Annotated in this window: 26 protein-coding genes; 16 read left to right on the top strand and 10 right to left on the bottom strand. The window is 61.9% G+C overall.

Annotation, left to right across the window (positions count from 1 at the left end):
• Positions 1-83 precede the first annotated feature (83 nt).
• Complete coding sequence (locus HMPREF2943_RS10675; protein ID WP_070711566.1) at positions 84-2861, top strand: ATP-dependent Clp protease ATP-binding subunit; 2778 nt, start codon at positions 84-86, stop codon at positions 2859-2861.
• A gap of 126 nt (positions 2862-2987) precedes the next feature.
• On the opposite strand, the gene HMPREF2943_RS10670 is transcribed toward HMPREF2943_RS10675, so the two are convergent.
• The 3 genes from HMPREF2943_RS10670 to HMPREF2943_RS10660 form a co-directional block, all read right to left on the bottom strand.
• Positions 2988-3878, bottom strand: a complete 891-nt coding sequence (locus tag HMPREF2943_RS10670) for a cation diffusion facilitator family transporter (protein ID WP_070711565.1) — start codon at positions 3876-3878, stop codon at positions 2988-2990.
• 80 nt (positions 3879-3958) lie between these two features.
• On the bottom strand, positions 3959-4822 hold the full coding sequence (locus tag HMPREF2943_RS10665) for a hypothetical protein (protein ID WP_070711564.1): 864 nt from the start codon (positions 4820-4822) through the stop codon (positions 3959-3961).
• On the bottom strand, positions 4822-5382 hold the full coding sequence (locus tag HMPREF2943_RS10660; protein WP_070711563.1) for a hypothetical protein: 561 nt from the start codon (positions 5380-5382) through the stop codon (positions 4822-4824). Before HMPREF2943_RS10660 ends, HMPREF2943_RS10665 begins: the two co-directional genes overlap by 1 nt.
• Before the next feature lie 133 nt (positions 5383-5515).
• Here HMPREF2943_RS10660 and HMPREF2943_RS10655 point away from each other — a divergent pair, with 133 nt between their 5' ends.
• The 3 genes from HMPREF2943_RS10655 to HMPREF2943_RS10650 all read left to right on the top strand — a co-directional run bounded on the left by HMPREF2943_RS10655 (position 5516) and on the right by HMPREF2943_RS10650 (position 7997).
• On the top strand, positions 5516-6349 hold the full coding sequence (locus tag HMPREF2943_RS10655) for a DUF1266 domain-containing protein (protein ID WP_070711562.1): 834 nt from the start codon (positions 5516-5518) through the stop codon (positions 6347-6349).
• 161 nt (positions 6350-6510) lie between these two features.
• Entirely contained in the window at positions 6511-6681 is a 171-nt protein-coding gene (locus HMPREF2943_RS12285; RefSeq protein WP_010188861.1) for a DUF4236 domain-containing protein, read from the top strand.
• Complete coding sequence (locus tag HMPREF2943_RS10650) at positions 6681-7997, top strand: threonine/serine exporter family protein (RefSeq protein WP_070711561.1); 1317 nt, start codon at positions 6681-6683, stop codon at positions 7995-7997. The genes HMPREF2943_RS12285 and HMPREF2943_RS10650 overlap by 1 nt, the downstream gene beginning before the upstream one ends.
• Here the strand turns inward: HMPREF2943_RS10650 and HMPREF2943_RS10645 are convergent.
• Positions 7963-8823, bottom strand: a complete 861-nt coding sequence (locus tag HMPREF2943_RS10645; RefSeq protein WP_070711560.1) for an HhH-GPD family protein — start codon at positions 8821-8823, stop codon at positions 7963-7965. The genes HMPREF2943_RS10650 and HMPREF2943_RS10645 overlap by 35 nt on opposite strands.
• Positions 8824-8864: 41 nt before the next feature.
• Here HMPREF2943_RS10645 and HMPREF2943_RS10640 point away from each other — a divergent pair, with 41 nt between their 5' ends.
• Together HMPREF2943_RS10640 and HMPREF2943_RS10635 are read left to right on the top strand one after the other, a co-directional pair.
• Positions 8865-9488: a carbonic anhydrase gene (locus tag HMPREF2943_RS10640; protein WP_070711559.1), complete on the top strand. Its 624-nt coding sequence runs from the start codon at positions 8865-8867 to the stop codon at positions 9486-9488.
• A 107-nt stretch (positions 9489-9595) separates the two neighbouring features.
• Entirely contained in the window at positions 9596-10336 is a 741-nt protein-coding gene (locus HMPREF2943_RS10635; protein WP_070711558.1) for a hypothetical protein, read from the top strand.
• Here HMPREF2943_RS10635 and radA read toward each other — a convergent pair.
• Positions 10323-11705, bottom strand: coding sequence for a DNA repair protein RadA (gene radA, locus HMPREF2943_RS10630; protein ID WP_070711557.1), 1383 nt, complete (start codon positions 11703-11705; stop codon positions 10323-10325). The two genes, HMPREF2943_RS10635 and radA, sit on opposite strands and share 14 nt — an antisense overlap.
• 208 nt (positions 11706-11913) lie before the next feature.
• On the opposite strand from radA, the gene HMPREF2943_RS10625 reads away from it, so the two are divergent.
• The gene (locus HMPREF2943_RS10625; RefSeq protein ID WP_070711556.1) at positions 11914-12126 is read left to right on the top strand and encodes a hypothetical protein; all 213 of its coding nucleotides are present in this window, start codon (positions 11914-11916) and stop codon (positions 12124-12126) included.
• 39 nt (positions 12127-12165) lie between these two features.
• Positions 12166-12402 carry a hypothetical protein gene (locus HMPREF2943_RS10620; RefSeq protein WP_070711555.1) on the top strand — a complete coding sequence of 79 codons (237 nt, stop codon included), beginning with the start codon at positions 12166-12168 and terminating at the stop codon, positions 12400-12402.
• A 178-nt stretch (positions 12403-12580) separates the two neighbouring features.
• Here HMPREF2943_RS10620 and HMPREF2943_RS10615 read toward each other — a convergent pair whose 3' ends face one another.
• Complete coding sequence (locus HMPREF2943_RS10615; RefSeq protein ID WP_070445962.1) at positions 12581-13156, bottom strand: hypothetical protein; 576 nt, start codon at positions 13154-13156, stop codon at positions 12581-12583.
• 288 nt (positions 13157-13444) lie between these two features.
• Here HMPREF2943_RS10615 and HMPREF2943_RS10610 point away from each other — a divergent pair, with 288 nt between their 5' ends.
• The 8 genes from HMPREF2943_RS10610 to HMPREF2943_RS12280 all read left to right on the top strand — a co-directional run bounded on the left by HMPREF2943_RS10610 (position 13445) and on the right by HMPREF2943_RS12280 (position 19687).
• On the top strand, positions 13445-14029 hold the full coding sequence (locus HMPREF2943_RS10610; protein ID WP_010188874.1) for a CarD family transcriptional regulator: 585 nt from the start codon (positions 13445-13447) through the stop codon (positions 14027-14029).
• Positions 14001-14762: a 2-C-methyl-D-erythritol 4-phosphate cytidylyltransferase gene (gene ispD, locus HMPREF2943_RS10605; RefSeq protein WP_070445965.1), complete on the top strand. Its 762-nt coding sequence runs from the start codon at positions 14001-14003 to the stop codon at positions 14760-14762. Before HMPREF2943_RS10610 ends, ispD begins: the two co-directional genes overlap by 29 nt.
• Positions 14755-15237, top strand: a complete 483-nt coding sequence (gene ispF, locus HMPREF2943_RS10600; RefSeq protein ID WP_070445968.1) for a 2-C-methyl-D-erythritol 2,4-cyclodiphosphate synthase — start codon at positions 14755-14757, stop codon at positions 15235-15237. The genes ispD and ispF overlap by 8 nt, the downstream gene beginning before the upstream one ends.
• A 46-nt stretch (positions 15238-15283) precedes the next feature.
• A complete protein-coding gene (cysS, locus tag HMPREF2943_RS10595; RefSeq protein WP_070711554.1) occupies positions 15284-16690 on the top strand; it encodes a cysteine--tRNA ligase in 1407 nt (468 codons plus the stop codon).
• 59 nt (positions 16691-16749) lie between these two features.
• The gene (gene rlmB / locus HMPREF2943_RS10590) at positions 16750-17700 is read left to right on the top strand and encodes a 23S rRNA (guanosine(2251)-2'-O)-methyltransferase RlmB (RefSeq protein WP_070445974.1); all 951 of its coding nucleotides are present in this window, start codon (positions 16750-16752) and stop codon (positions 17698-17700) included.
• 18 nt (positions 17701-17718) lie between these two features.
• Positions 17719-18453: an AAA family ATPase gene (locus HMPREF2943_RS10585; protein ID WP_070711553.1), complete on the top strand. Its 735-nt coding sequence runs from the start codon at positions 17719-17721 to the stop codon at positions 18451-18453.
• Positions 18450-19100 (top strand): AAA family ATPase, encoded by a 651-nt coding sequence (locus HMPREF2943_RS10580; RefSeq protein WP_010188886.1) that lies wholly within the window; start codon positions 18450-18452, stop codon positions 19098-19100. Before HMPREF2943_RS10585 ends, HMPREF2943_RS10580 begins: the two co-directional genes overlap by 4 nt.
• 305 nt (positions 19101-19405) lie before the next feature.
• Positions 19406-19687: an ATP-binding cassette domain-containing protein gene (locus HMPREF2943_RS12280; RefSeq protein ID WP_080550367.1), complete on the top strand. Its 282-nt coding sequence runs from the start codon at positions 19406-19408 to the stop codon at positions 19685-19687.
• Positions 19688-19720: 33 nt separating this feature from the next.
• Here the strand turns inward: HMPREF2943_RS12280 and HMPREF2943_RS10575 are convergent, their stop codons facing one another.
• From HMPREF2943_RS10575 to HMPREF2943_RS10560, 4 genes are read right to left on the bottom strand one after another with little or no spacing between them, the layout of a single operon-like run.
• Positions 19721-20560, bottom strand: a complete 840-nt coding sequence (locus tag HMPREF2943_RS10575) for a CE1 family esterase (RefSeq protein WP_070524571.1) — start codon at positions 20558-20560, stop codon at positions 19721-19723.
• Positions 20561-20569: 9 nt separating this feature from the next.
• Positions 20570-21532, bottom strand: a complete 963-nt coding sequence (locus tag HMPREF2943_RS10570) for a metal ABC transporter permease (RefSeq protein WP_198531109.1) — start codon at positions 21530-21532, stop codon at positions 20570-20572.
• Positions 21510-22211: a metal ABC transporter ATP-binding protein gene (locus HMPREF2943_RS10565; RefSeq protein ID WP_070711552.1), complete on the bottom strand. Its 702-nt coding sequence runs from the start codon at positions 22209-22211 to the stop codon at positions 21510-21512. Before HMPREF2943_RS10565 ends, HMPREF2943_RS10570 begins: the two co-directional genes overlap by 23 nt.
• Complete coding sequence (locus tag HMPREF2943_RS10560; protein WP_070711551.1) at positions 22212-23279, bottom strand: metal ABC transporter solute-binding protein, Zn/Mn family; 1068 nt, start codon at positions 23277-23279, stop codon at positions 22212-22214.
• Between the last annotated feature and the right edge of the window lie 66 nt (positions 23280-23345).

Here is a 23345-nt window from a genome sequence, read left to right as displayed (position 1 = left end):
AAGAGGGGGAGGGAAATCGTGAATGGAGTGTCCTCCCCGCGCGTTAGAGTGGATGACACATTTAGAGCGAAAGGTAAGAGGTAATGTTCGAGAGGTTTACGGACCGTGCTCGCCGCGTCATCGTTTTGGCGCAGGAGGAAGCACGCATGCTCAACCACAATTACATCGGCACCGAGCACATCCTCCTAGGACTCATCCACGAAGGCGAAGGCGTAGCAGCCAAGGCCTTGGAGTCCATGGGCATCTCGCTGGAGGATGTCCGCCGTGAGGTGGAAGAGATTATTGGTCAAGGTTCTCAGCCGCACACCGGCCACATCCCATTTACCCCGCGCGCCAAGAAGGTCCTCGAGCTCTCGCTGCGTGAGGGCCTGCAGATGGGCCACAAGTACATCGGTACCGAATTCCTGCTGCTCGGCCTCATCCGCGAGGGCGATGGCGTAGCGGCCCAGGTGCTGACGAAGTTGGGCGCTGACTTGCCGCGTGTTCGCCAGCAGGTTATCCAACTGCTCTCCGGCTATGAGGGCAACGAGGGAGAGGGCAACCAGTCCCAGGGTGGTGCAGGTCCGGTGGGTGCCGGTGCCGGCGCTGGCCAGGGTGGACGTGGCGGCCCAGGCGGCTCCGGTGAGCGTTCCAACTCCCTGGTGCTGGACCAGTTTGGTCGCAACCTCACCCAGGCGGCGCGCGATGGCAAGCTGGACCCAGTAGTGGGTCGCGATTCTGAGATCGAGCGCATCATGCAGGTGCTGTCCCGCCGCACCAAGAACAACCCGGTGCTCATCGGTGAGCCCGGCGTGGGTAAGACCGCCGTGGTGGAGGGCCTGGCCCTCGATATCGTTAACGGCAAGGTCCCGGAGACCCTTAAGGATAAGCAGCTCTACTCGCTAGACCTGGGCTCCTTGGTGGCTGGTTCGCGCTACCGCGGTGACTTCGAGGAACGCCTGAAGAAGGTGCTCAAGGAGATTAACCAGCGCGGTGACATCATCCTCTTTATCGATGAGATCCACACGTTGGTTGGCGCCGGTGCCGCTGAGGGTGCTATCGATGCCGCTTCGCTGTTGAAGCCGAAGTTGGCTCGCGGCGAGCTGCAGACCATTGGTGCCACTACCTTGGATGAGTACCGCAAGCACATTGAGAAGGATGCTGCTCTCGAGCGCCGCTTCCAGCCGGTCAAGGTGGACGAACCTTCTCTCGATGACACCATCCTCATCCTCAAGGGTCTGCGCGATAAGTACGAGGCACATCACCGTGTCTCCTACACCGATGAGGCGCTGAAGGCAGCGGCCTCCCTGTCTGACCGCTACATCAATGACCGCTTCCTGCCGGATAAGGCTGTCGACCTCCTCGATGAGGCCGGTGCTCGCATGCGTATTAAGCGCATGACCGCTCCGGAAGGCCTGCGTGAAGTCGATGACCGCATCGCCGAGGTCCGCAAGGAAAAGGAAGCGGCGATTGACGCTCAGGACTTTGAAAAGGCCGCTGGTTTGCGTGATAAGGAGCGCAAGCTCGGTGAAGAGCGTGCGGAGAAGGAGAAGCAGTGGCGCTCTGGTGACTTGGAGGAAATCGCCGAGGTTGGTGAGGAGCAGATCGCGGAGGTCCTCGCTCACTGGACCGGTATTCCGGTTCTCAAGCTCACTGAGAAGGAATCCAACCGCCTCCTCAACATGGAGGAGGAGCTGCACAAGCGCATCATCGGCCAGGATGATGCCGTCAAGGCCGTCTCCCGCGCCATCCGCCGCACCCGTGCTGGTCTGAAGGACCCGCGTCGTCCTTCTGGTTCCTTCATCTTCGCCGGTCCCTCCGGTGTGGGTAAGACGGAGCTGTCGAAGTCCTTGGCTAACTTCCTCTTCGGTTCGGATGATGACCTCATCCAGATCGATATGGGTGAGTTCCACGATCGCTTCACCGCGTCCCGCCTCTTCGGTGCCCCTCCGGGTTACGTTGGTTACGAAGAGGGCGGCCAGCTGACCGAGAAGGTTCGCCGTAAGCCTTTCTCCGTGGTGCTCTTCGATGAGATCGAGAAGGCCCACAAGGAGATCTACAACACCCTTCTGCAGGTGTTGGAGGATGGCCGCCTGACCGATGGTCAGGGCCGCGTGGTGGACTTCAAGAACACGGTGCTCATTTTCACCTCCAACCTGGGTACCCAGGACATCTCGAAGGCCGTGGGACTGGGCTTTACCGGCTCTTCGGAGAATGACGCCGATGCGCAGTACGAGCGCATGAAGAACAAGGTCAACGACGAGCTGAAGAAGCACTTCCGCCCTGAGTTCCTGAACCGTATTGATGAGATTGTGGTCTTCCACCAGCTCACGCAGGAGCAGATTGTCGAGATGGTGGAGCTGCTCATCGCCCGCGTGGAGAAGCAGCTTTCCGAGCGTGACATGGGCATTGAGCTCACCCAGAAGGCCAAGGATCTGCTGGCTCAGCGCGGCTTCGACCCGGTCTTGGGTGCTCGTCCGCTGCGCCGCACCATCCAGCGCGAGATTGAGGATCAGCTCTCCGAGAAGATCCTCTTCGGCGAAATCGGTGCGGGCGAAATCATCACCGTGGACGTTGAAGGCTGGGACGGCGAGTCCAAGGACAACTCTTCTGCCACCTTCACCTTCACCCCGCGTCCGCGCCCACTGCCGGAGGACACCTTCGACAAGGATCTCGAGGAGACCGCCGTGCGTGAGGCCGATGAGGAACTGGCCACCGAAATCGACGCCGAAACTCACGGCCCAGACTCCGATGGCCCCGACACTGTCACCCCGGACGTCCTCGACGAGTCAGGTAGCGACTCCGCTGAGGAATCCCACAACGATGATGGTGATGACGGCAACCCGCCGCCGGCAGGTGCCGGTGCTGGCCAGCCGCTCTAAGCACTGACTCGGGACCCACACTGGGCCCATAAGGAATAGCCCCGAACCGCATGTGAACTTCGTGCGGATCGGGGCTTTCTTTGTGTGACCGGTGGGTGGGCTATCCCACCGACTAATTAAAAGGAATCAGCACACGGTCTCGTGGGATTCGTGCTCCGGGTGTTCGATCTGGATGGTGGAGTGCTCGATGCCGTGTTCACGCAGAGCCTGCTGGGCGGCATCCAACAGTGGGCCGGTGTCGACGGTGCCGTCGCGCACGATGTGCACGGTCGTGAGCACGTTTACACCATCCAGGCTCCACAGGTGCAGGTCATGGATATCGGCAACGCCCTCGACCTGCCGCAGCGCGGGCTCGATCACGCTGGCGTCGAAGCCCCCCGGAACCTGCTCGAGCAGCACGCTCGCCGACAACCGCATGAGCTGCCAGGCGCGCGGCAGCACCATCGCCGCGATCACGAGGGAGGCGATCACGTCCGCCGCCACAAACCCCGTGGTCAGCACCACGATGCCCGCCACAATCACGGCGACCGAGCCGAGCAAATCCACCAGCACGTGCAAGAACGCGCCCTCCACGTTAATTGAGGATTCGCGGTGCCGGTGGAGCACCCACGCCGACAGTGCATTCGCCACGAGACCGATGCCCGCGATGATCAGCATTGCCTCGCCCTGCACCTCGGCCGGGTTCTGTAGGCGACGCACAGCTTCGACGACAATCCATACCGAGATCGCCAGCACCATCACCGCATTTGCCAGCGCCGCAAGCACCTCCACTCGCCGGTAGCCGTATGTGGCCTGGGCTGATGCTTGTCGACGCCCAATCAACACCGCAATCACCGCAATGATGAGCCCGGCGGCGTCGGAAAGCATGTGCATCGCATCGGCCATCAGCGCCATTGAGCCCGCCAACCAGCCGCCGATCAGCTCCGCGAAGAAGACGGTGCCGGTAATGCTCAGCGCTATGAGGAGTGCGCGTAGCGGTGTGCCGGAGTGATCGTGGTCGTGGTGCTCGTGTGCCATGCACTCAGCTTATCACCACCGACTCTTATTGACAATAAAATGAAAACAGAAGGCGGCGGGTAGAAGTGCGCGTTCTAGCTCTACTTGGCCACGCCGAGGTCTACCAGAGCTTTCTTTGCCACCTCAGGGTCATTATTTTTGATCATGTACTCAACGATTCCCTTATCATCTGGGAGGATTTCCTGAACAGTGATGAGGGACTCGACTCGCTGTGCTTTGAATGTGGAGCCACGCGTTGATTCTGCCGGAATCTCAATGCCGTCTAGGACGGGCTTGCCGTCACGAACGGCGGCGGTGGCGGCAGGGTCATCGGTGAAGACCACGTAACCAACCTCAGGTGCTTTCGTCGTATCCACGGAGCAGTTGGTGCCCATTGCTTCTGGGGCAGGGGAGTTATCCGCGCCGTAGTAGCTGAACACCACTTCATAATCCGTGCAAGCCTCCACGAAGTCAGTAATCGGCTCGGGTGCTTGGTCAGCAGGGGTGAGGCCACTTTGAGTGTCGCCAGTGGTTGCTCCACCGGTCGCGCCGGTAGCGCCACCGTTGGAAGCCCCAGAATCGGCAGGTGTCTCAGCGGCCGGTTGTTCGGGAGCAGCCGAATCCTCTGATTTATCACCAAAGAGCGCGTCTTTAAGTGCAACGTAGCCAATCGCTACCACCACGATGACCGCGATCACGAGCGGAAGGAGCAACAGCTGCTTCTTAACGCTGAGACCCTGCTTTGAGTCATTGGAGTGGGTGCCTGTGGTTCCCGCGGTGGGGTTCGACGAGGGTGAGGCGGTGCCCGAGGCGCTCTTCGGAGACGTGCCGGCGTCTAGTGGTGAGCCGTGCTTGATGAAATGGCGGTAGCCATTATCCGCAATTACCTGGCCTTCTTCGATGTGTGAGGTGTCTTCTGCCCCGTTAAAGTGGTCGGGCGAACCCGGGTATGCAAGTCTGCTCATTATTCAGTCCACCACCGTGAATCAATGTCGGAATACAGGGAGTGCATCGACGCAACGCGCTCTTCCACGCTGTTGCGATTGAGACGGTGCTTGTTTTCTTTCCATCGCTTAAAAAGTTCTTCCGAAGACACCGCGCGCGAGGCCTCCGTTCGTGCCTCCCGGCCTGCGGTCAGGGCCCACTGGGCGGCAAACTGCACGCGACGCGCGGCCTTCTCCGTGAACCCGCTCCACACTTTGTAGGTGCTGTAGAGCTGAGCCACGACGGCCCAGCCACCCTTGTAGGGCAGAACTGTGACGTTGCCGAGGCTGTCCAGTTCAAGGAACTCAAAATGAGATGGATCCTTCTTATCGGCGGTCACGAGGATCCTACGGTTGGTGACAAACGCGGCACCATCCACCCCGCTTGCTTTCGTGGGGGCGGCTTCCAAGACAATCTCGTCGACACCAAGGCCTTCCACAACGGCTGCGGCGGCAGTGTGCACAATCTCGGAATCACCAGCACGTTTAAGCGCGGCGCCGAGATCTGGCCGGTCTGTCAATGCAATTTGGGGTCCTGTCATGCACACGAGACTAACAACACATCAAAAATGATGACTGTGTGTGCTGCGATATGGCGTCCGTCACTCCCCAACATAGGGGTGACGGAGGGGGCGCCACGGATCCACGTTGGGAACCTCGGTACTTTGTGAAGATATGAGCTCAACGTTCACGCCAGCAAAGTTTGATGATACTTGGATCTACCGCCTTACAAAGTTCCCGTGGCCGGAACCGGCGCCGAGCAAAGATGAAGTGCGCCGCCACTCTTGGGGAATGATATACAAGAGCAATAAGGCGTTTGCGACTCCGCTAGGGGTTGAGGACATCAATGCAAGGACGGCCAAGTACTACAAAGCATCTCTCGAGCAAAACTGGGGGGTCACTGGTGCACAGGAAGCGCACCAGGCTATTGACGTGTTGCTCGAAGGCAGTCAGCACGTGGAAAATGACTTTATTTTACCGCTCGCATACGCCGTGAAGGACGTCCCCGAGCGCGAGCTAGATGCGGAAGTGGAGGAAAAGGTCGAGTTCCTTAAAGACTTCTTTGTTGCCCAAGGCGCGGATCCGCGTCGTGGAGAACATAAGTTCCGCTACCTCGTAAGGATGTTGCGTTCGGAGGGCTTTGCCAAAGCAGCAGCCCCGGCATTGCCCGCCACGACTCGCGCATGGGACATCATCCGAATTCACAACGTTGGTGGGCCGGCAACGGAGCTGGGGTGGATCTCTCCAGAAGAGTTCCTTCAGATTTCCGATAAGGCCGTGGCGGCCCTGCAGCGCTACTTCGTGTCGTGGGCTGACGTAGCCGCAAGCTTCTGGTGGGGTCGAATGATCTGGGCAAGTGACGGTGAGCCCGACGTCGCCGCTGCGATGAAGGATCAATCGCAACGGCTCACCGAGTTGCTCGCACACAGTGATTCGCCTTGGGTACGCGTGCCCCTGCATGACATCGAGGCAGAGGAGCTCTTTTCATCCTTGGGCGGTCTGCACTAAGTCTTAGGAAGCCTGGCAGTTGGTGGGCGCCGCTGATGCCACTGCGGTAGCCGCGAGCGCGAGGGCCGCCACGAGTGCGCGAGGAGAGATCAGATTCGTGCCGTAAGGGTAATCGCTCTGTCGCCGGTGCGCAGCGACTTCGCTGCGCTAAGCTAGCGCGCATGGGAATCTATTTTCGCAAGCGCAAGAAGACCGGAAAGAATAGCTGGATCAACGTTTCCGGTTCCGGTGCGTCGATGTCGACGAAGGTTGGCCCCGTGACCTTTAACTCCCGTGGCGGCATGTGGGTCAACCTGCCCGGCGGACTGAATTTCCGGGGACGCTGGCGCTAATGACTTCTCACCCCAACAGCGACTATGTCCGCATGGGGTACGAGGCCGACGTCGTCTTGCGCTTAGGCATGATGCTCATGGGGGCGGGAACGTCCGGCTACCGCGTGCTACGCGGCATGAAACGTACCGCCCGCGCGCTCGGCTTTGATCGGCTCGACGCCAACGTTGGCGTCACCCAGATAACATGCACGTTTCACCGTGGCCGCGAGTTTCGTACCGTGGTGGCCCAGCAGCATTCGCCGGCAGTTGACGCCTCCCGCATTGAGGCGCTGGAGGACCTTACCCACCACAGGCTGTACGCGGGCATTACGGCCGAAGATCTTACAGAGATGCTTGATTCCATCGAGTCGACGGTGGTTAAGCGGTGGAATCGTTGGTTCTTGGCAGCCGCGGCGGCGATAGCGTGCGCCTCATTCGCGGTCCTGAACTTCTTCACGCCGCTGGCTATTCTGCTGGTGGCCCTCGCCGCCTTTTGCGGCCAGCTCACCCGCGCGGTCCTACACGGCAAGCACGTTCATCAGCTGGGCTGCATCGTGGCGGCCGGAACGGTGGCTAGCCTCGTGTACTTCTTCACCACCGAGGCCGTAGCCGTCGCCGGGGTGGCGGATCCGTCGGAGTTTTCCTCGGGCTACGTGGCCGCGGTGCTCTTCCTTATTCCCGGCTTCCCGTTGTTCTCCGCACTCATTGACCTCGCGCGCTTCGACTTCGAGGCTGGGCTATCCCGACTAACCTACGCACTGACAGTGATCACCGCTGCGACCTTCACCGTAGCCCTGGTCAGCTGGACCACGGAGCTCACTCCGGAACCGGGAATCCCAGACTATGCGCCCGTGTGGTACCTGGCTGCTGCTGCGGCCAGCTTCCTGGGCATTTCTGGATTCGCGTTCCTTTTTAACTCCTCGCGCCGCATGGTCCTCGTGGCGGCCGCGGTGGGAACGGTGGCCAACCTCGTACGCCTGCTCCTCATCGGGGTCGGGGCCACGGCCTACGTCGGCGCTTTCGCCGGCGGTGTCATCGTCGGGCTCTTGGGCGCGGTGGCCTCCACACGCGCACACCTGCCGCGCATCACCACGACGGTGCCCGCGTCCGTCATCATGATCCCGGGCACCTCCATGTTCCGCACCGTCTATCACCTCAACGTGGGCAACATGGACCAAGCGTTGAGCAACTTCGCTACCGCCTCGATGGCCGTGGCGGCCATCGGCTGCGGGCTTATCCTCGCCCGCTTGTTGACCGACCGCGATTGGACCTTCGGCCACCTCATCGACTTCTCACACGTGCCTAGTGCGGCAGGTGGAACAAACCCTCGTCGTTGACATCCATCAACCCGTCCTCGAGCAGTGAGGCTTGTGCGCGCGAGCGCTGTGCCGCGTCTGGCCATACCGCATCCAGGTCGGCTTGGGCAACTGGGTGGGGCGAGCCTCGGAGGACGTCGAGAAGCAGCCCCCGCACCTGCCGGTCCGTGCCGGTGAACTTTTGCACGCGTTTCCTAGCCCGCGCGGTCTCCTCCGCACTAGGTTCTGGGCAGCCCGCGAGCTGCCAGGCGCACGAGGCCTTAATGGGGCAGGCGGCACAGTCCGGGTTCTTGGCCGTGCACACCAAGGCACCGAGTTCCATGAGTGCGGCCGAAAAACGCGGGCCGTTCTCTTCCGGAAGCAAAGCTTCTACCTGTGCTAATTCGCGTTTCGCGGGCGTCGGGGCGAAGAAGCGCCCCTCCTCGGCGCGGGCATACACGCGGCGGACGTTGGTATCCACCACCGGAACGTTGTGGCCAAAATGGAAACAGGCCACAGCACGGGCGGTGTACTCACCAATCCCCGGTAACGCCAAAAGCTTGTCGACGTCCCCCGGGACCTCCCCCTCACCAATCTTCTTCGCGCACTCCCATAAGCGCAATGCGCGGCGCGGGTAGCCCAGCTTGCCCCACGCGCGCAGGACATCCGCCTTGGAGGCCGCCGCAAGGTCCTGTGGGGTAGGCCAGCGGCGCATCCACTCCTCCCACTGCGGGGCGACGCGCGCGACGGGTGTTTGCTGGCTCATGACCTCGCTTAAGAGCACGCCCCATGCCGAGGTACCCGGCCGGCGCCACGGCAGGGGGCGCTCATGAGCATCGAACCATTCCACGACAGCTTGGGTATCCATAGGCACCTCAGTGTAGGGCTCTGAGGACTAAGCTAAGAAACATGCCTCTAGCTAAAGTTCCTCAAAATCCACAGAAAGTGTGGGAAGCCCTCCAGAAAGGTAATCAGCGCCTCGTAACGGGCAACCTCATTGCCGTCAACCAGGATGCGAAGCTGCGCGCTGGCCTGACCCAAGGCCAAGACCCGCGCGTGATCGTGCTGGCCTGTTCCGATTCCCGCGCGCCCATTGAGCACGTGTTCAACATTGGTTTCGGCGATGCCTTCGTCATCCGCACCGCCGGTCACATCCTGGACAGCGCGGTGATGGCCTCGCTGGACTACGCCCTGGAAAACCTTAAGGCCAACCTGCTCGTGGTCATGGGCCATCAGTCCTGCGGCGCGGTGGGTGCAGCCTCAGACTTCCTGGCGGGCGGCGATCTGCCGACAGGCCTGCAGCGTCCAATCATCGAGCAAGTTGCCGCGGCCTCGATGGTGGCCAAGCGCGATGGCCGCGAAGACCGCGCTGACTTCGAGCGCGAAAACACCGCGCAGGTAGTCTCCCAGATCATCTCTGATATCCCGGCTGCACGCCAGCTTCTCGACGCCGGAACGCTCGGCATCGTCGGCCTGCGCTATCTCCTAGAGGATTCCAGCGTGGAGACCGTCGTCCTACACGGCGTTGAATAACCCGTGTGCTCAGCCGGTTCCTCGGGTGAGCACATAGAAGCCGCTGCTCAAGACACGCGGCTCCGGGCTGGCCCGGGTTGGGCTCTAGTCCCCTTAAACTAAGAGCTGTGACTGAGCCATCCCGTACCCCGAAGCAGCTGCCGCGAGAGATCTATGTTCGCCGTCGCGTCGCTGCGCTCGTGGCGATCTTGGTACTCGTGATCGTTCTTATTTGGGCTGCCACCGCGCTCTTTAGCGGTTCGGAGAAACCGGGAGCGGAATCACAGCAAGCAGCGGCTTCGGATACCTTGGCCCCGTCGGAGGAAGCAACCTCGGCGGTGGAGACAACCGAGTCCACTGCGGCCGAGGGCTCCGCTGAAGCCTCGGAATCGGCTGAGCCGAAGGAAGGTGAGCAGGACAAGGAAGCGCCATCCTCTGAGGCGAAGCCCGACGAGTTGACCGTTGATCCCACCAAGACGACGTGTTCCCTCCAAGACCTCAAGGTGCTGGCCAAGACCAACGAGGACAGTGTTCCGGCTGATAAGATGCCGACCTTCTACTTGGAGGTCTTTAACCCGACAACGGCAGATTGCTCCATAGATCTGGATGAGGAACAGCTGCGCTTCGAGGTCTACAAGATGGGCTCTAACGAGCGCGTGTGGGCCGATACCGATTGCTATGCCTCGGTGGAAACCGGCAAGCAGACCTTCAAATCCGGTGAGACCCGCTACTTCCAGGCGGATTGGTCCCGCAAGCGCTCCGAACCAGGCAAGTGCACCGAGCGCGAGGAAGCCGAGCCGGGTGCTTACTTCCTACACTCCGTCATCGGTGAGAATTACTCCCCAGCGCTCCCGTTTAATCTGCTTTAAGAGCAGCAATTGCTTCGCTTAGCGTTGCTGCTTGACGCACCTGCATGCTGCCGCTGACCTCCACCTTTCCGGGCGGGACTAGGGCATGGCGGTAACCCAAGCGGGCGGCTTCCGCCAAGCGACGGTCTAGGTTGGGCACGCGGCGCACCTCTCCGGCGAGGCCAACCTCCCCGATGACAACGGTCTTCGCCGGTAGCGGTTGCTCGTGCAAGGAGGACCACGTGGCAAGGGCTACGGCAAGGTCCGTTGCCGGCTCCTGAATTTTCATTCCTCCCACCGTGGCCACATAGGCATCCTTGTCGTTGGTGCGTTCGCCCGCGCGGGCCTGGAGCACTGCGAGCACCATGGGAACGCGGTTGGCATCAAGCCCCGTCACCACGCGCCGTGGGTTCTTCGCCACAGGATCCACGGTGAGTGCCTGGACCTCAGCCAGAATGGGGCGCACACCATCCATGGCGACGGTCACCGCCGAGCCATCCGGGGTGCTGCCGCGGTGGGAGAGGAAGAGGCCAGAAGGATCCGCGACCTCCCGGATTCCGGACGCTGTCTGCTCGAAGCACCCCATCTCATCGGTGGCGCCGAAACGGTTCTTCAGGCCCCGGAGAAGGCGCAGAGAGGATTGACGGTCACCTTCAAAATTCAGGACGACGTCCACGAGGTGCTCAAGCACGCGCGGTCCGGCAACGTTGCCGTCTTTGGTTACGTGCCCGACGAGGAGGATGGGGATGCCGGTGGTTTTGGCCAGCGTGGTCAGGGCAGCGGTCACCGCGCGCGACTGGGCCACGCCGCCAGCCACGCCTTCGACTCCGGCGGCGTGCATGGTTTGGACGGAGTCCACGATGAGCAGGCTGGGTTTGAGCTGTTCCACGTGCCCAAAGACGACGTCGAGATTCGACTCAGCCGCAAGGTAGAGCGTTTCGTGCAAAGCCCCGGTGCGCTCAGCGCGGGCGCGGACCTGACCGGCGGATTCCTCCGCGGTGGCATACAGCGCAGTGCGCCCTAGCTGCGCCCAGCGGGAAGCAACCTCGAGCAGGAGAGTGGATTTGCCGACTCCCGGTTCACCCGCCATGAGCACCACCGACCCGGGGACGATGCCGCGGCCCAAGACTCGGTCAAGCTCCCCAATTCCGGTATTGATGGCCTTCGTCGCTGACGCACCGACCTTCGTTATCGGCACCGCTGGGCTCGTCGGAGTCAAACCGGTGGGGCGCCGCCCAGACATGGCGGCTTGGGCGGCGGTACTGCTTTGGGCTGCCGCGGTTTCCTGCAGCGTCCCCCACGAGCCGCACTCAGGGCAGCGGCCAAGCCACTTGGGGGAGACGAAGCCACACTCAGAGCAGGTGTGGACGGGACGAACCTTTTTTGCCATGTCTCACACTCTAGTAAGCCGCGTGGACAGGCACGTGTTTGTGTTGCTCCATCAGCAGAAACAAGCGTTACCCCCGAGTGGAGAGAATCTAGCCTACGAGAGGCGTCCCACTAGTGATGGGGTAAACTACGCGGCGAGGGGCATACAACACAGTCCCAAGTTTGTGTGTCTCCGGTCCTATACTCTCCCGACCCGCGAAGGTGTTTTCATGAAGATCCGTCGTACTCTTGTCGCCGTTGGTGCTGCCGTAGCCGTTGCAACTGCTGGTACCCCCGCCGCTTCCGCTGCACAGGCTCCGGAGCCGCTGGCCTCCGTTCTGACCCAGATCGCCAACACTGCTGGCTACGAGGCTCAGAACGTTATTCTTGTTCCGGCAGCTTTGTCCTCCTTGGGCTTCCTGTCCAACCTGCTGTTCAACTAATCCGCCCCACACGTTCATCAGATTTTTCAAGGAGACATAATGAAGATTCGTCGCACCCTCGTTGCTCTGGCCGCTGCTACCTCTGTCGCATTTGCTGGCGCCCCGGCTGCTTCCGCAGCTACCTACCCGGAGCCGTTGAACCAGGTTATGGATCAGATGGTTAAGTACGGCGGCCCGCAGGCACCGAACCTTCTTCTGGTTCCGGCTGCTCTGTCCTCCCTGGGCATCGTGAACTCTATTGTTGTCCTCGCGCTCGCAGGCTCTTCTCAGGCCTAAGCGCCTCGCCGGCACCGTAGAAAAAGGCCACCGCGTGGTATCTCATGCGGTGGCCTTTGTGTATGTGCGAAAACACTAATACGAAACGCAGCTGCCCCAACTGACGAAGTTTTCCCGAATCTTTAAATCACGGGCTACAACTTTGGCAGCTGGGGCGGTTTATCTATGAAGAAAAGGCTTATTTGTTCTCGGCGTAGCCCTCGGTGGACTGCGGGTCGCGGTCATAGTTACCGGACTGCAGCGGGGAGGCCGACACGGTGGCATCAACCTCAATGGTGCCGGTGTTGAAGGTGAAGGTCACCGGGCGGGAGCCGCCAAAGGCGTAGTCCTCATTCTCCAGGGAGGTGGTCACATAAGTGATGTTCTTATCCTTGCCGTCCTTGGGGAGGCGGTCCAGGTTCTCCTGGGAATCGGCGTAGAGAGCATGATCGCGCGGAAGCGGCTCGACGCCCTCCAGGGGCACATCCTGGCCGTCAACGCTGACGGACTCGAGGGTAACGTCATCGACCTTGTAGCCCTGGTTCACGGCAACGAACTTCAGGGAGGTCTCACCGGTGTCCGGCTCAACCTGAATGGTGACGTCACGTACGGCCACCTTGCCATCTTCGGAGCTTGCGGATGCACCGTCGACAGCAATCACCTTTTCCGCGGTCTGCGCAACATGACCGGCCGAGCAGGACGCCAAGGCCAGCGCGGAGAGGGCGGTAACTGACATGATGGCACCGCAGCGAGCGGCGGACTTCAGGGACTGCACTGTGAGTGTCCTCCATTGAATTGCGATCACAAAGCTTATCAACGCTTTAGCCTAGTACCTCCGGGGGGAAAGCACACAGTTTCCGCTAAACCCCTTGGGTAGACCGGGGGTAGCCGGGCTTTATATCAGCCGCCATAGTGGTGTAGTGCAGCCAGTGCGCAGCGCCCGGGCGGGGCAGCAGGGGTAGAAAGCAGCGTGCTAGAATAGACTCCCTGTATATGCGGCCCACCGAGAGCACGCCGAGCGCACACGATGGGCATCGTCTCAAAGGCTTCACAAGGAGTGGCAATGGAATTTAAGGTCGGAGAGGTCGTCGTCTACCCCCACCACGGCGCCGCCAAGATTACGGCGATTGAAACGCGGGAGATGGGCGGCGAGGAGCTCGAATACCTCGTTCTCCAAATCAACCAGTCCGACCTGGTGGTGCGTGTCCCTTCCAAGAACGTTGAGATGGTGGGCGTGCGCGACGTTGTGGGCAAGGAAGGACTCGAGAAGGTTTTCTCCGTCCTGCGCGAAGTAGACGTCGAGGAAGCCGGCAACTGGTCCCGCCGCTACAAGGCGAACCAGGAGCGCCTCGCCTCCGGTGATATCAACAAGGTGGCAGAGGTCGTGCGTGACTTGTGGCGCCGCGATCAGGACCGCGGCCTGTCCGCTGGTGAGAAGCGCATGCTGGCTAAGGCCCGTCAGATCTTGGTGGGCGAGCTCTCCCTGGCTAAGCCGGTTGATGAGAAGAAGGCTGACACCATGATGGAGGAGATTAACGCCACCATCGAGCGCCACCGCGCCGCTGGCCTGGTGGAGGACAAGTCCATTACCACCGACATTGACAACGACGTCGATCTCGATGACCTCTCCTTCGACGACGAAGACTAATCAACGCTCCACCGCCCGCGTCATTGCTCTCGTCGCGGCTGCCGGTCAGGGAACGCGCCTCGGGGCCGAAGTCCCGAAGGCCTACGTGGAGCTGCGCGGGCGCACCTTGCTGGAGCGTTCTGTCCGGGCCATGATCACCTCAGAATTCGTCGATGAGATCATCGTTCTGGTCAGTCCCGCGATGGAGGGCTACGCCGCCAGTATCCTCGACCGCATCGATTCTGATGTTCCCGTACGTATCGTCCACGGCGGGGGTGAGCGCGCCGATTCCGTCTGGGCGGGATTGCAAGCAATCCCGGAGGAGGACGCCGTGGTGCTGATCCACGACGCCGCCCGAGCGCTGACGCCGCCGGGGATGATCGCGCGCGTCGCCAAGCGCGTGCTCGACGGTGCCACCGCAGTTATCCCGGTCCTTCCCGTGGCAGACACCATCAAAGAAGTCGAGGGGACCGCGGTGCTGTCTACACCGGACCGTTCCCGTCTGCGCGCTGTGCAGACGCCGCAGGGTTTTAGCCTGGCTGCGCTGCGCCGCGCCAACCTAGACTATTGGGCGCAGGACCCCGACTTCGTCGCCACGGACGACGCCAGCCTCATGGAATGGCATGGTGAGCGCGTGGAGACCGTGCAGGGAGATACCTTCGCGTTTAAAATCACCACCCCCATCGACCTCGTCCTGGCGAAAGCCGTGACGGATGAGGTCGAACCGACCATCTTCGAGGTGCCTAGTGACTAACCCCATCATCCCCCGCGTGGGAATCGCTACCGATGCCCACCAGATCGAGCCCGGAAAACCCTGCTGGATCGCAGGTCTGCTTTTTGAAGGCGTCGATGGCTGCGAGGGCCATTCCGATGGGGACGTGGTGAGCCACGCGCTTGTCGACGCTTTGCTCTCCGCCTCCAACCTCGGCGATTTGGGCTCCTTCGTTGGTGTAGGCCGTCCAGAGTACGACGGTGTTTCCGGGGCCCAGCTGCTGGGCGAGTGCCGCGAGCTGCTAGAAAAAGAAGGTTTCATCATCGGCAACGCCGCTGCGCAACTGGTTGGTCAGAGCCCCAAGATGGGCCCGCGGCGGAAGGAAGCAGAGGCCGTGCTGAGCGACATCCTCGGCGCCCCAGTATCCGTTTCGGCCACGACGACGGATCACCTTGGCTTCACCGGGCGCAAGGAGGGCCGCGCTGCCGTGGCTACGGCTGTAGTCTGGCGCGCCTAAGGAGTCCTGAACTTACCGGCTGGATGAGTCAATTAGACTAGGCCAGGTGAGTACTTTGCGCATTTTTGATACCGCCACCCGCAGCCAACGTGAGTTCGAGCCGGTTCGCCCCGGCCATGCGTCGATATACCTGTGTGGTGCCACCCCGCAGTCGCAGCCGCACATTGGGCACCTGCGCTCCGGCGTTGCCTTTGACATCCTGCGCCGCTGGCTGCTCGCGCAGGGCTATGACGTGGCCTTGGTGCGCAACGTCACCGATATCGATGACAAGATCCTCACCAAGGCCGCTGAGAATAACCGCCCCTGGTGGGAGTGGGTATCCACCTATGAGCGCGAGTTCACCAAGGCCTATAACACCCTGGGTGTTCTGCCCCCTTCCGTGGAGCCGCGCGCGACGGGCTTCGTCACCCAGATGGTGGAGTACATGCAGCGGCTTATCGACGCCGGCTTCGCGTATTCCGTGCCTGGCGAAGGTAATTCCGGTTCCGTCTACTTCGATGTCGCGGCGTGGAATGCCACGGAAGGCTCGGACTACGGTTCGCTGTCCGGCAACCGCGTCGAGGAGATGGAACAGGGCGAAACAGACAACGCTGGCAAGCGCAGTCCCCAGGACTTTGCCCTGTGGAAGGCGGCCAAACCGGGCGAGCCGTCCTGGCCCACCCCGTGGGGCCGTGGCCGTCCGGGCTGGCACCTGGAGTGCTCTGCCATGTCCACCTACTACCTAGGCGGCGAGTTCGATATCCACTGCGGTGGCTTGGACCTGCAGTTCCCGCACCACGAAAATGAGATCGCGCAGTCCCATGCGGCGGGGGATAAGTTCGCCAACTACTGGATGCACAACCACTGGGTCACCATGGCCGGTGAGAAGATGTCGAAGTCTTTGGGTAATGTGCTCTCCATCGCCAATATGCTGGAGATCGTCCGCCCGGTGGAGCTGCGCTACTACCTGGGCTCCGCGCATTACCGTTCGGTCCTCGAATACTCCGAGGCAGCGCTGACCGAAGCTGCGGCCGGCTACCGCCGCATCGAGGACTTCGTGGGCAAGTTTGAAAACGTAGAAAAGGGCGAGTGGACCCCGGCTTTCGAAGAGGCGATGAATGATGACATTGCTGTGCCGAAGGCGCTGGCGGAAATCCACACCACCGTGCGCGCGGGCAATAAGGCGCTGAGCGACGACAACCGTGCAGAGGCCGAGCGCCTCGCCGGGGCTGTGCGCGCCATGGCTGCGGTTCTTGGCTTTGATCCACTCGATGAACAGTGGAAAGATAGTGGCGAAGAGAGCGGCGCTGATGCAGCACTGGACGTCCTCGTCCGTGCCGAACTGGAGCGTCGCACTACCGCCCGCGCAGAAAAGGATTGGGCTACTGCGGACGCCGTGCGCGACCGCCTTGCAGCTGCGGGTATTACCATCACCGACACCGCCGACGGCCCCACCTGGTCCTTGGCGGATTAACCGTCCTTGGCAAAGGCCAAGGACAGCACAGAAGTCGAGGACAACAAAGGAGAAGAATTATGGCACGTACCCATGGCCGCGGCGGCGCGGGCGCCCGCAAGTCCAATAAGAAGGGGGCTACGAAGGGCTCTGGTGGTCAGCGTCGCAAGGGCCTGGCCGGCAAGGGCCCTACGCCCAAGGCGGAGGACCGCGTCTACCACGCCAAGCACAAGGCGAAGCTGGAACGCGAGCGCCGCAATTCGGGCCGCCACCAGAAGGAGACCGCGGAGATGGTCGTTGGCCGCAACCCGGTCATCGAGTGCCTGCACGCCAAGGTGCCTGCTACCTCCCTCTACATCGTGCAGGGCACGCGTAATGATGCCCGCCTGTCGGAGGCAGTGGCCATGTGCAATACCCGCAACATCCCGATTCTTGAGGTCCAGCGCCACGAGATGGATCGCATGACCGGCAACGGCATGCACCAGGGCATTGGCCTGCAGATTCCGCCGTACAAGTATGCCGACGTTCATGACCTGATGGATCGGGCCCGCGATGCTCAGGAACCGGGTATGTTCGTCATCCTCGATAACATCACCGACCCGCGCAATCTCGGCGCAGTCATCCGCTCCGTCGCGGCCTTCGGCGGCCATGGTGTCATCATCCCAGAGCGTCGCTCCGCCTCCGTCACCGCGGTGGCCTGGCGTACCTCCGCCGGCACCGCCGCGCGCTTGCCGGTGGCTCGCGTGACCAACGTGACCCGCACGGTCCAGGACTTCCAGAAGGCCGGCTACCAGGTTGTTGGCCTGGATGCGGGAGGCGAGCACACCCTCGATACTTACAACGGTGGCACCGACCCCGTTGTCATCGTCATCGGCTCTGAGGGCAAAGGCATTTCGCGCCTCGTCCGCGAGAACTGCGATGCCATCATGTCCATCCCCATGACCGACTGGGTTGAATCCCTCAACGCCTCCGTGGCGGCAGGTGCGGTGCTTTCCGAGTTCGCCCGCCAGCGTCGCGCGGCCCAGAAGTAGGCTCACGCTTTCGTCGCCATGTTCCTCACGAGTGTGCGTCCCGTCCCGGAGCTTATTGGGGAGGGACTGCCCGGCGTGCCGGAACACATGCGCCGCCTGGGCGTGCTCATCGCAGCGCTGCCCGGCGGCGCCTTGCGTTTGCCTACGCCCGTGACCGTCGTCGTGGGGGATAACGGCGCCGGAAAATCCACGCTGCTCGAGGCCATCGCCGTGGGGCTTGGCGTCAATCCCGAGGGCGGCTCGCGCCACGCCCGGTTTGCCACCGGCGACGAGGACTATCCCGAGTGGCTCATCTGCTCGCGGGCGCACAACCCGCGCGACGTGTACTTCTTGCGCGGCGAGACCTTCCTCAACTTGAGCGAGTATCACCACCAGATCCACAGCCCGGAGAATCCCGATCCGCTCAGTGACCTGCCGTTTCTCAGCCACGGCCAGGGTCTGCTCGCCCTCGTCGAGAGACGCTTCCATTCTGACGGAATGATCATTCTCGACGAGCCGGAAGACGGCTTGTCCTATCCCCGGCAGGTCGAGGTTGTCACGCAGCTCGAGCGCCTCGCCGCCCAGGGCGCGCAGGTCATCCTCGCGACGCACTCGCCAGTCTTCCTCAGCATGCAAGGCGCGACCGTCTACGCGTTCGGCGACAAGGGGATTGCGCCCGTCGCTCCCGAAGCGACGGAAGCTGTCCACGCCGCGCGCGAGTTCCTTGCCGATCCATTGGGGACCGCCGCGTTTCTTATTGGGGAGGGCGAATGAGAGACTTCTATGTCGACGCCTATGCCGCGCTGGACGGCGGCCACGGACCTGAGTGGGTGTCCTCCGTTCCTGGTTTCGTGGCGCTGCGACGCCAAGGACTGGACCTGCGTGCGCCGGTGACCGTGCTGACCGGGGACAACGGGGTAGGAAAGTCGACGCTCGCCGAGGGCATTGCCTTCGAGTACGGCTTTCCTGAGCGCGGTGGGATATGGGGTGTGCAGCGCTCCGCCGGTCCCATCAATCCCCTCCGGAGGTGGGCGAGCCTGCGGCTAGGTACCGCGCCCAAGGACGGCTACTTCCTGCGAGCGGAGGCGCACTACAACGTTGGTTCGACCGCGATGTCGCATGGCGAGTCCGTCATGGACGTCGTGCAGCGTTCCTTTGATGGGCGCGGGCTCTACATCCTCGACGAGCCGGAATCTGGGCTTTCGCTCGTGCGGCAGATGACGCTCATGGCGGAAATCCATCGCGCCGCGGAGGCGGGTGCGCAGTTCATCGTGGTGACGCACTCGCCGATTGTGGCAGCCATCCCCGGTGCGCGGATTGTTGAAATTACAGAAGATGGGTTCTTCCTTGAGCTGCGCGACGTGACACAGACGCTGGCGTTTCAGTCGTTGCGTGAGTTTCTCTACGCCTCCGGATGCTAGATTCAGGGCCGAGAAAGCTGGATGGCGATCTTTACTTCTTGGTTGCTGGCCAGTACTTCACATCTTGAACATTCAGATTGCGTGCGTGTGCCGAATACAAGGTTCTGGAGGATTGGGGTTCCACGGCTTAGAGACGAGGACGACTCGGTCCTTTGCCTGCCGTTTTCACCTTGTACAGATTCAGCTGCGGGTAACTTGAAGAATCTTCGCCAGCAAACCGTGACATCGAGAGTACATACATGCACAGACGTGTGCAACATCACGCTGGGACGTAATAATTCTCTAGATAACAACGGGTCGCAAGTGTGATTAGTCAGTACGCGAGAAAAGAAAACCTACGCGATGGAACGCGACCTCTACGCGATCGTCAACGACATTGCCGACCACTACAACAAGGTTCACTGAATGATGAACTGAAGGATCTTTTATCCCTTGTAGGCCTTTCATTGCACCACAGTGTTTCCTGCGAGCATGCTTCGCTCGGTATGAAACAGCGTCTAGGAATCGCCAAAGCACTGGTCGGTAATCCACAATTATTGCTTCTCGACGCTCACCTACGAACGGCCTCGACCCGAGGTTGGGGCTGAGTGGAGTGAGACACGATGGGGCGCACGTGCAGTCTAGAGCCCGAAGAATTCCTCCACGAGCTCGGCAGCGATGAAGGAATCCGTGTTTTTACCCAGGCGTGGGTCCAGCTCGTTGCCCGACGGGATGACGTGGCCCATGCCCTCGACGCTCACGAGCTCGACCGGCGCGCCGGTGGCGTCTGCCGGCTCCCAGCGGTCGACAACGGTGTCGGGGAAAAGGTGGGTGCGCTCTGGGCCGGCGGCATGGTTGAGCTCCGCGAAGCGTGCGGCGTTCTCCTGCGCGCCGGTGACGGCACCGCGGGTGCGCTTCGGGTCAATGCCCGCCGTTCCGCCCGTATAGGGCGCGAGCCGGTCGCCCGTGCCGTGGACGAACATGACCGGGGTGGGTTGGTACGCCGAGTCCGGATTGGTGGGCGCATGGTTGGCGCCGGCGCCGAGAGTGGAGGCGAAGACGCAGGCGGCATCGGCAAGCCCGGGGGCGTCGAAGAGCAAGCGGATAACCATCTGCCCGCCGTTGGAGAAGCCGCAGAGGAACACGCGGCCAATCTCCTGCTCCGCGCGCAGCTCGTCGAGGATGGCGCGCGTGAAGGCGACGTCATCGATGCCCAGCTCGCGCGCGGCGACGGGCAGGGTGGCGCGGGCATCGTTAAAGTGCTGTTCCACGCCGGTGGGGTAGACCGCAAGCATGCCGTGGCGGGTGGCGAGGTCATCGAACGTGCCGTTAGTGAAGCGGCGGATGACGTTCGCGGATTGCAGGGAGCCGTGGAAGAACAGGAGGAGGTCTCTCTGGCGCTCGACGTCATCATTCGGGCGGTACACGAGGTACGTGCGGGTGCGGTCTTGTAATTCGAGGCTACGGCGTTCCAAAGTCACGCATCTAGCCTAATCCTGATGCGCGCAGTGCTCATCGTGCGTCGAGGTGTGGTGTGTCTCGGCGTCGGCGCGATCGGTGGCGGCGCGGAAGTGTTCCTGGGAGGCGCGGCGGGCGGCGACGTCGTCGCGGACGGCCTTGCGGCTGCGAGCCCAGCCGATGCCGCGGCAGACCAGGTAAATAACAAAAGAGATGCTCGTGACGAAGACCGAGACGGGCAGGCCCGGCGCCAGGGAGAGGACCAGGCCGCCCACGGCGGAGACCTCCGCGAAGATGGTGGACCACACCACCGCGCGCAGCGGGGAGGAGGTAATCTGTACCGCCGCTGCGCCTGGGGTGATGAGCAGCGCCATGACGAGCAGGGAACCGACGATCTGTACGGATTGCGCGGCCGTCAGGCCCACGAGGATGGCGAAACACACCGCTAGAGACTTCACCGGCACGCCGGCGGCTTGGGCCATGACGGGGTCCGCGGAAGCGAAAAGCAGGGGGCGCCAGAAGAGCGCCACCACGGCGACGATGATGGCGGTGGTTGCGGCGAGCAGCCACACCGACGCGGAGGAGACACCGACGATCTGTCCCGTCAGCAGCGTCATTGCGGTCTTGGCGTTGCCGGGGTAGAGGTGTAAGAAAAGCACCGAGAGACCCAGGCCGAAACTCATGACCACGCCGATAGCGCTGTCTTGTTGGCCTTTCAGTCCCAGCACCGCCAGGATGATGGCGGCCACGATAGCACCGGCAATCGCACCGAAGCCGATGTTGAGACCGAACAGCAACGCTGCGGCCGCGCCCATGAGCGCGAGCTCAGAGGTGGCGTGCACAGAGAAGGACATGTGGCGCAGGACGATAAGTGAGGTCATCACTCCGGAAAGGATTCCGAGCAGCGCGCAGGCGATGAGCGAGGATTGCACAAAATCAACGCCCAGCAGGTACTGGGTATCTTCGATGAATTTAGACAACGATGAGCCTCCCATCGACGTTGAGAACAGTCACGGAGGAGCCATACAGTTCCGAGAGGACCTCGGAGCGCATGACCTCATCGACTGAACCGAACGTGTGGCCATTGGGCGCGAGGTAGAGCACTTTATCCACCACGCCCAGCACCGGGTTTATGCCATGGGTAACGAAGAGTACGGAGGTGCCGCGCTCGTGGCGCCACGCATTGAGCTTCTCGACGGTCGCCTGCTGCCGCGCTGGATCCAAAGACAACAGCGGCTCGTCTGCGAGGATGAGCTCTGGATCGTTGGCTAGGGCCTGGGCTTGGCGGATGAGCTGTTGCTGTCCACCGGAGAGCTGGCCCACGCGGCGGTCAGCGATGCCGGTGGCGCCAACTTCGGCGAGGAGTTCGTCGATACGCCCCCGCGCCGGCTTTCGCTTCCGGAGCACGCCATGGGCGAGGGACAGTGACACGAGATCCCGGGCGCGCAGGGGCAGGTCCTGGGGGAACATTCTTTGCTGTGGGATAAAGCCCACGCGGCAGTTGACGTCGACGCTGCCCGCGGTGAGCTGGCGGGTACCCAAGATTGTTCCCAGCAGCGTGGACTTGCCCACGCCGTTGGGGCCCAAAACGGCGATGAACTCGCCGCGGTCTACGGCGAGGTTCATGTCCGACCACAGTGGTTCTACTGCGGCATTCTTGAAAGAAATGAGCACTTACACAGCCTCGAGTGCGTTGACGACTTCCTCGTAGTAGTCAAGGAAGTTGGTGTCTTCTGGTGGGGTTTCACCAATCTCTACCACCGGGATGTTCTTATCCTCGGCGGCGGCGCGGATGCGCTTGGTCATGTCAGTTTCGGTCTGCGGGTTGAAGATGAGCAGGTCGATCTTGTCCTGCTTGATGTCCTCGAGGAAGCGGGCCAGGTCGGCGGCGGTGGGCTCGCCCTCAGCGACGGTGGCCTTGCGGTAGCCCTCCGGGGTGGCGTCGGTGCTATCGGTGTACTTGAAGATGTAGTCCGCGATGGGCTCGGTCTGCGCGTAGTTGCGCTGCGGGAGCTTCTCGATGCGTGCCTTCAGTCCTTCCACACGTTCCACGAGTGGGTCGGCGGTCGCCTTGGCTTCTGGGTTGGCCTCGTTAACGAGGGTGGCGACCTCCGTCGCCACCTTCTCGATGGCGGCGGAGTCGTACCACACGTGCTCGTTGCCATCGATGTTGGTGACCTGCTCGGGGTGCTCGGCGGCAATCTTCCTGGCCTCGTCCATGGTCACGGTTTCGCCTTCGTGAGCGTGGTCATGGTCATGACCTTCTCCATGGTCATGGTGGTCATGACCATGCTCATCATGCGCGTGGTCGTGTTCCTCGCCATGATCGTGCGCGGTGAGCGGCAAGGCGTGAATGATCTGGTCTTGGTTCTTGACGGCCTGGTAAAGCCAGGCGTCGTAGCCGCCGCCACCGGCGATGATGACGTCGGCCTCGTCGGCGCGGGCGATATCCGCGGCGGTGGGCTCGAAGTGGTGTGGGTCCACGCTGTTGCCGCTCACGATGGCGTGGACGTCGATATTGACGTCGGTCTGCGCGGTGTTGACGACCGCCTGGGCCACATCAGCCCAGATGGAGGTCGAGGCGACGACCTGAATGGTCTCCTTATCGGAACCGGCATCCGAGCCGCCATCGGCGTTATCGCCGCTGGAAGAACAGGCGCTCAGCGAGGCGGCGCCCAGCGTGGCAGCGAAGAGGAGGGCGGTGGGACGTCGGAAAGCGCGGCGTGAGAGGGAAGTGGTCATGTCCCTATTTCTACGCTTTAGTGAAAATTGTTGTCAAATGATAATAAGTTGAAAACGGGTAGTCTT

Origin of the sequence: Corynebacterium sp. HMSC072D12, assembly GCF_001813925.1 — a bacterium.
In the GTDB taxonomy this organism is placed as follows: Bacteria; Actinomycetota; Actinomycetes; order Mycobacteriales; family Mycobacteriaceae; genus Corynebacterium; species Corynebacterium aurimucosum.
The sequence above is the reverse complement of the archived record's forward strand: the minus strand, read 5'-3'. Positions and strand labels throughout refer to the sequence as shown.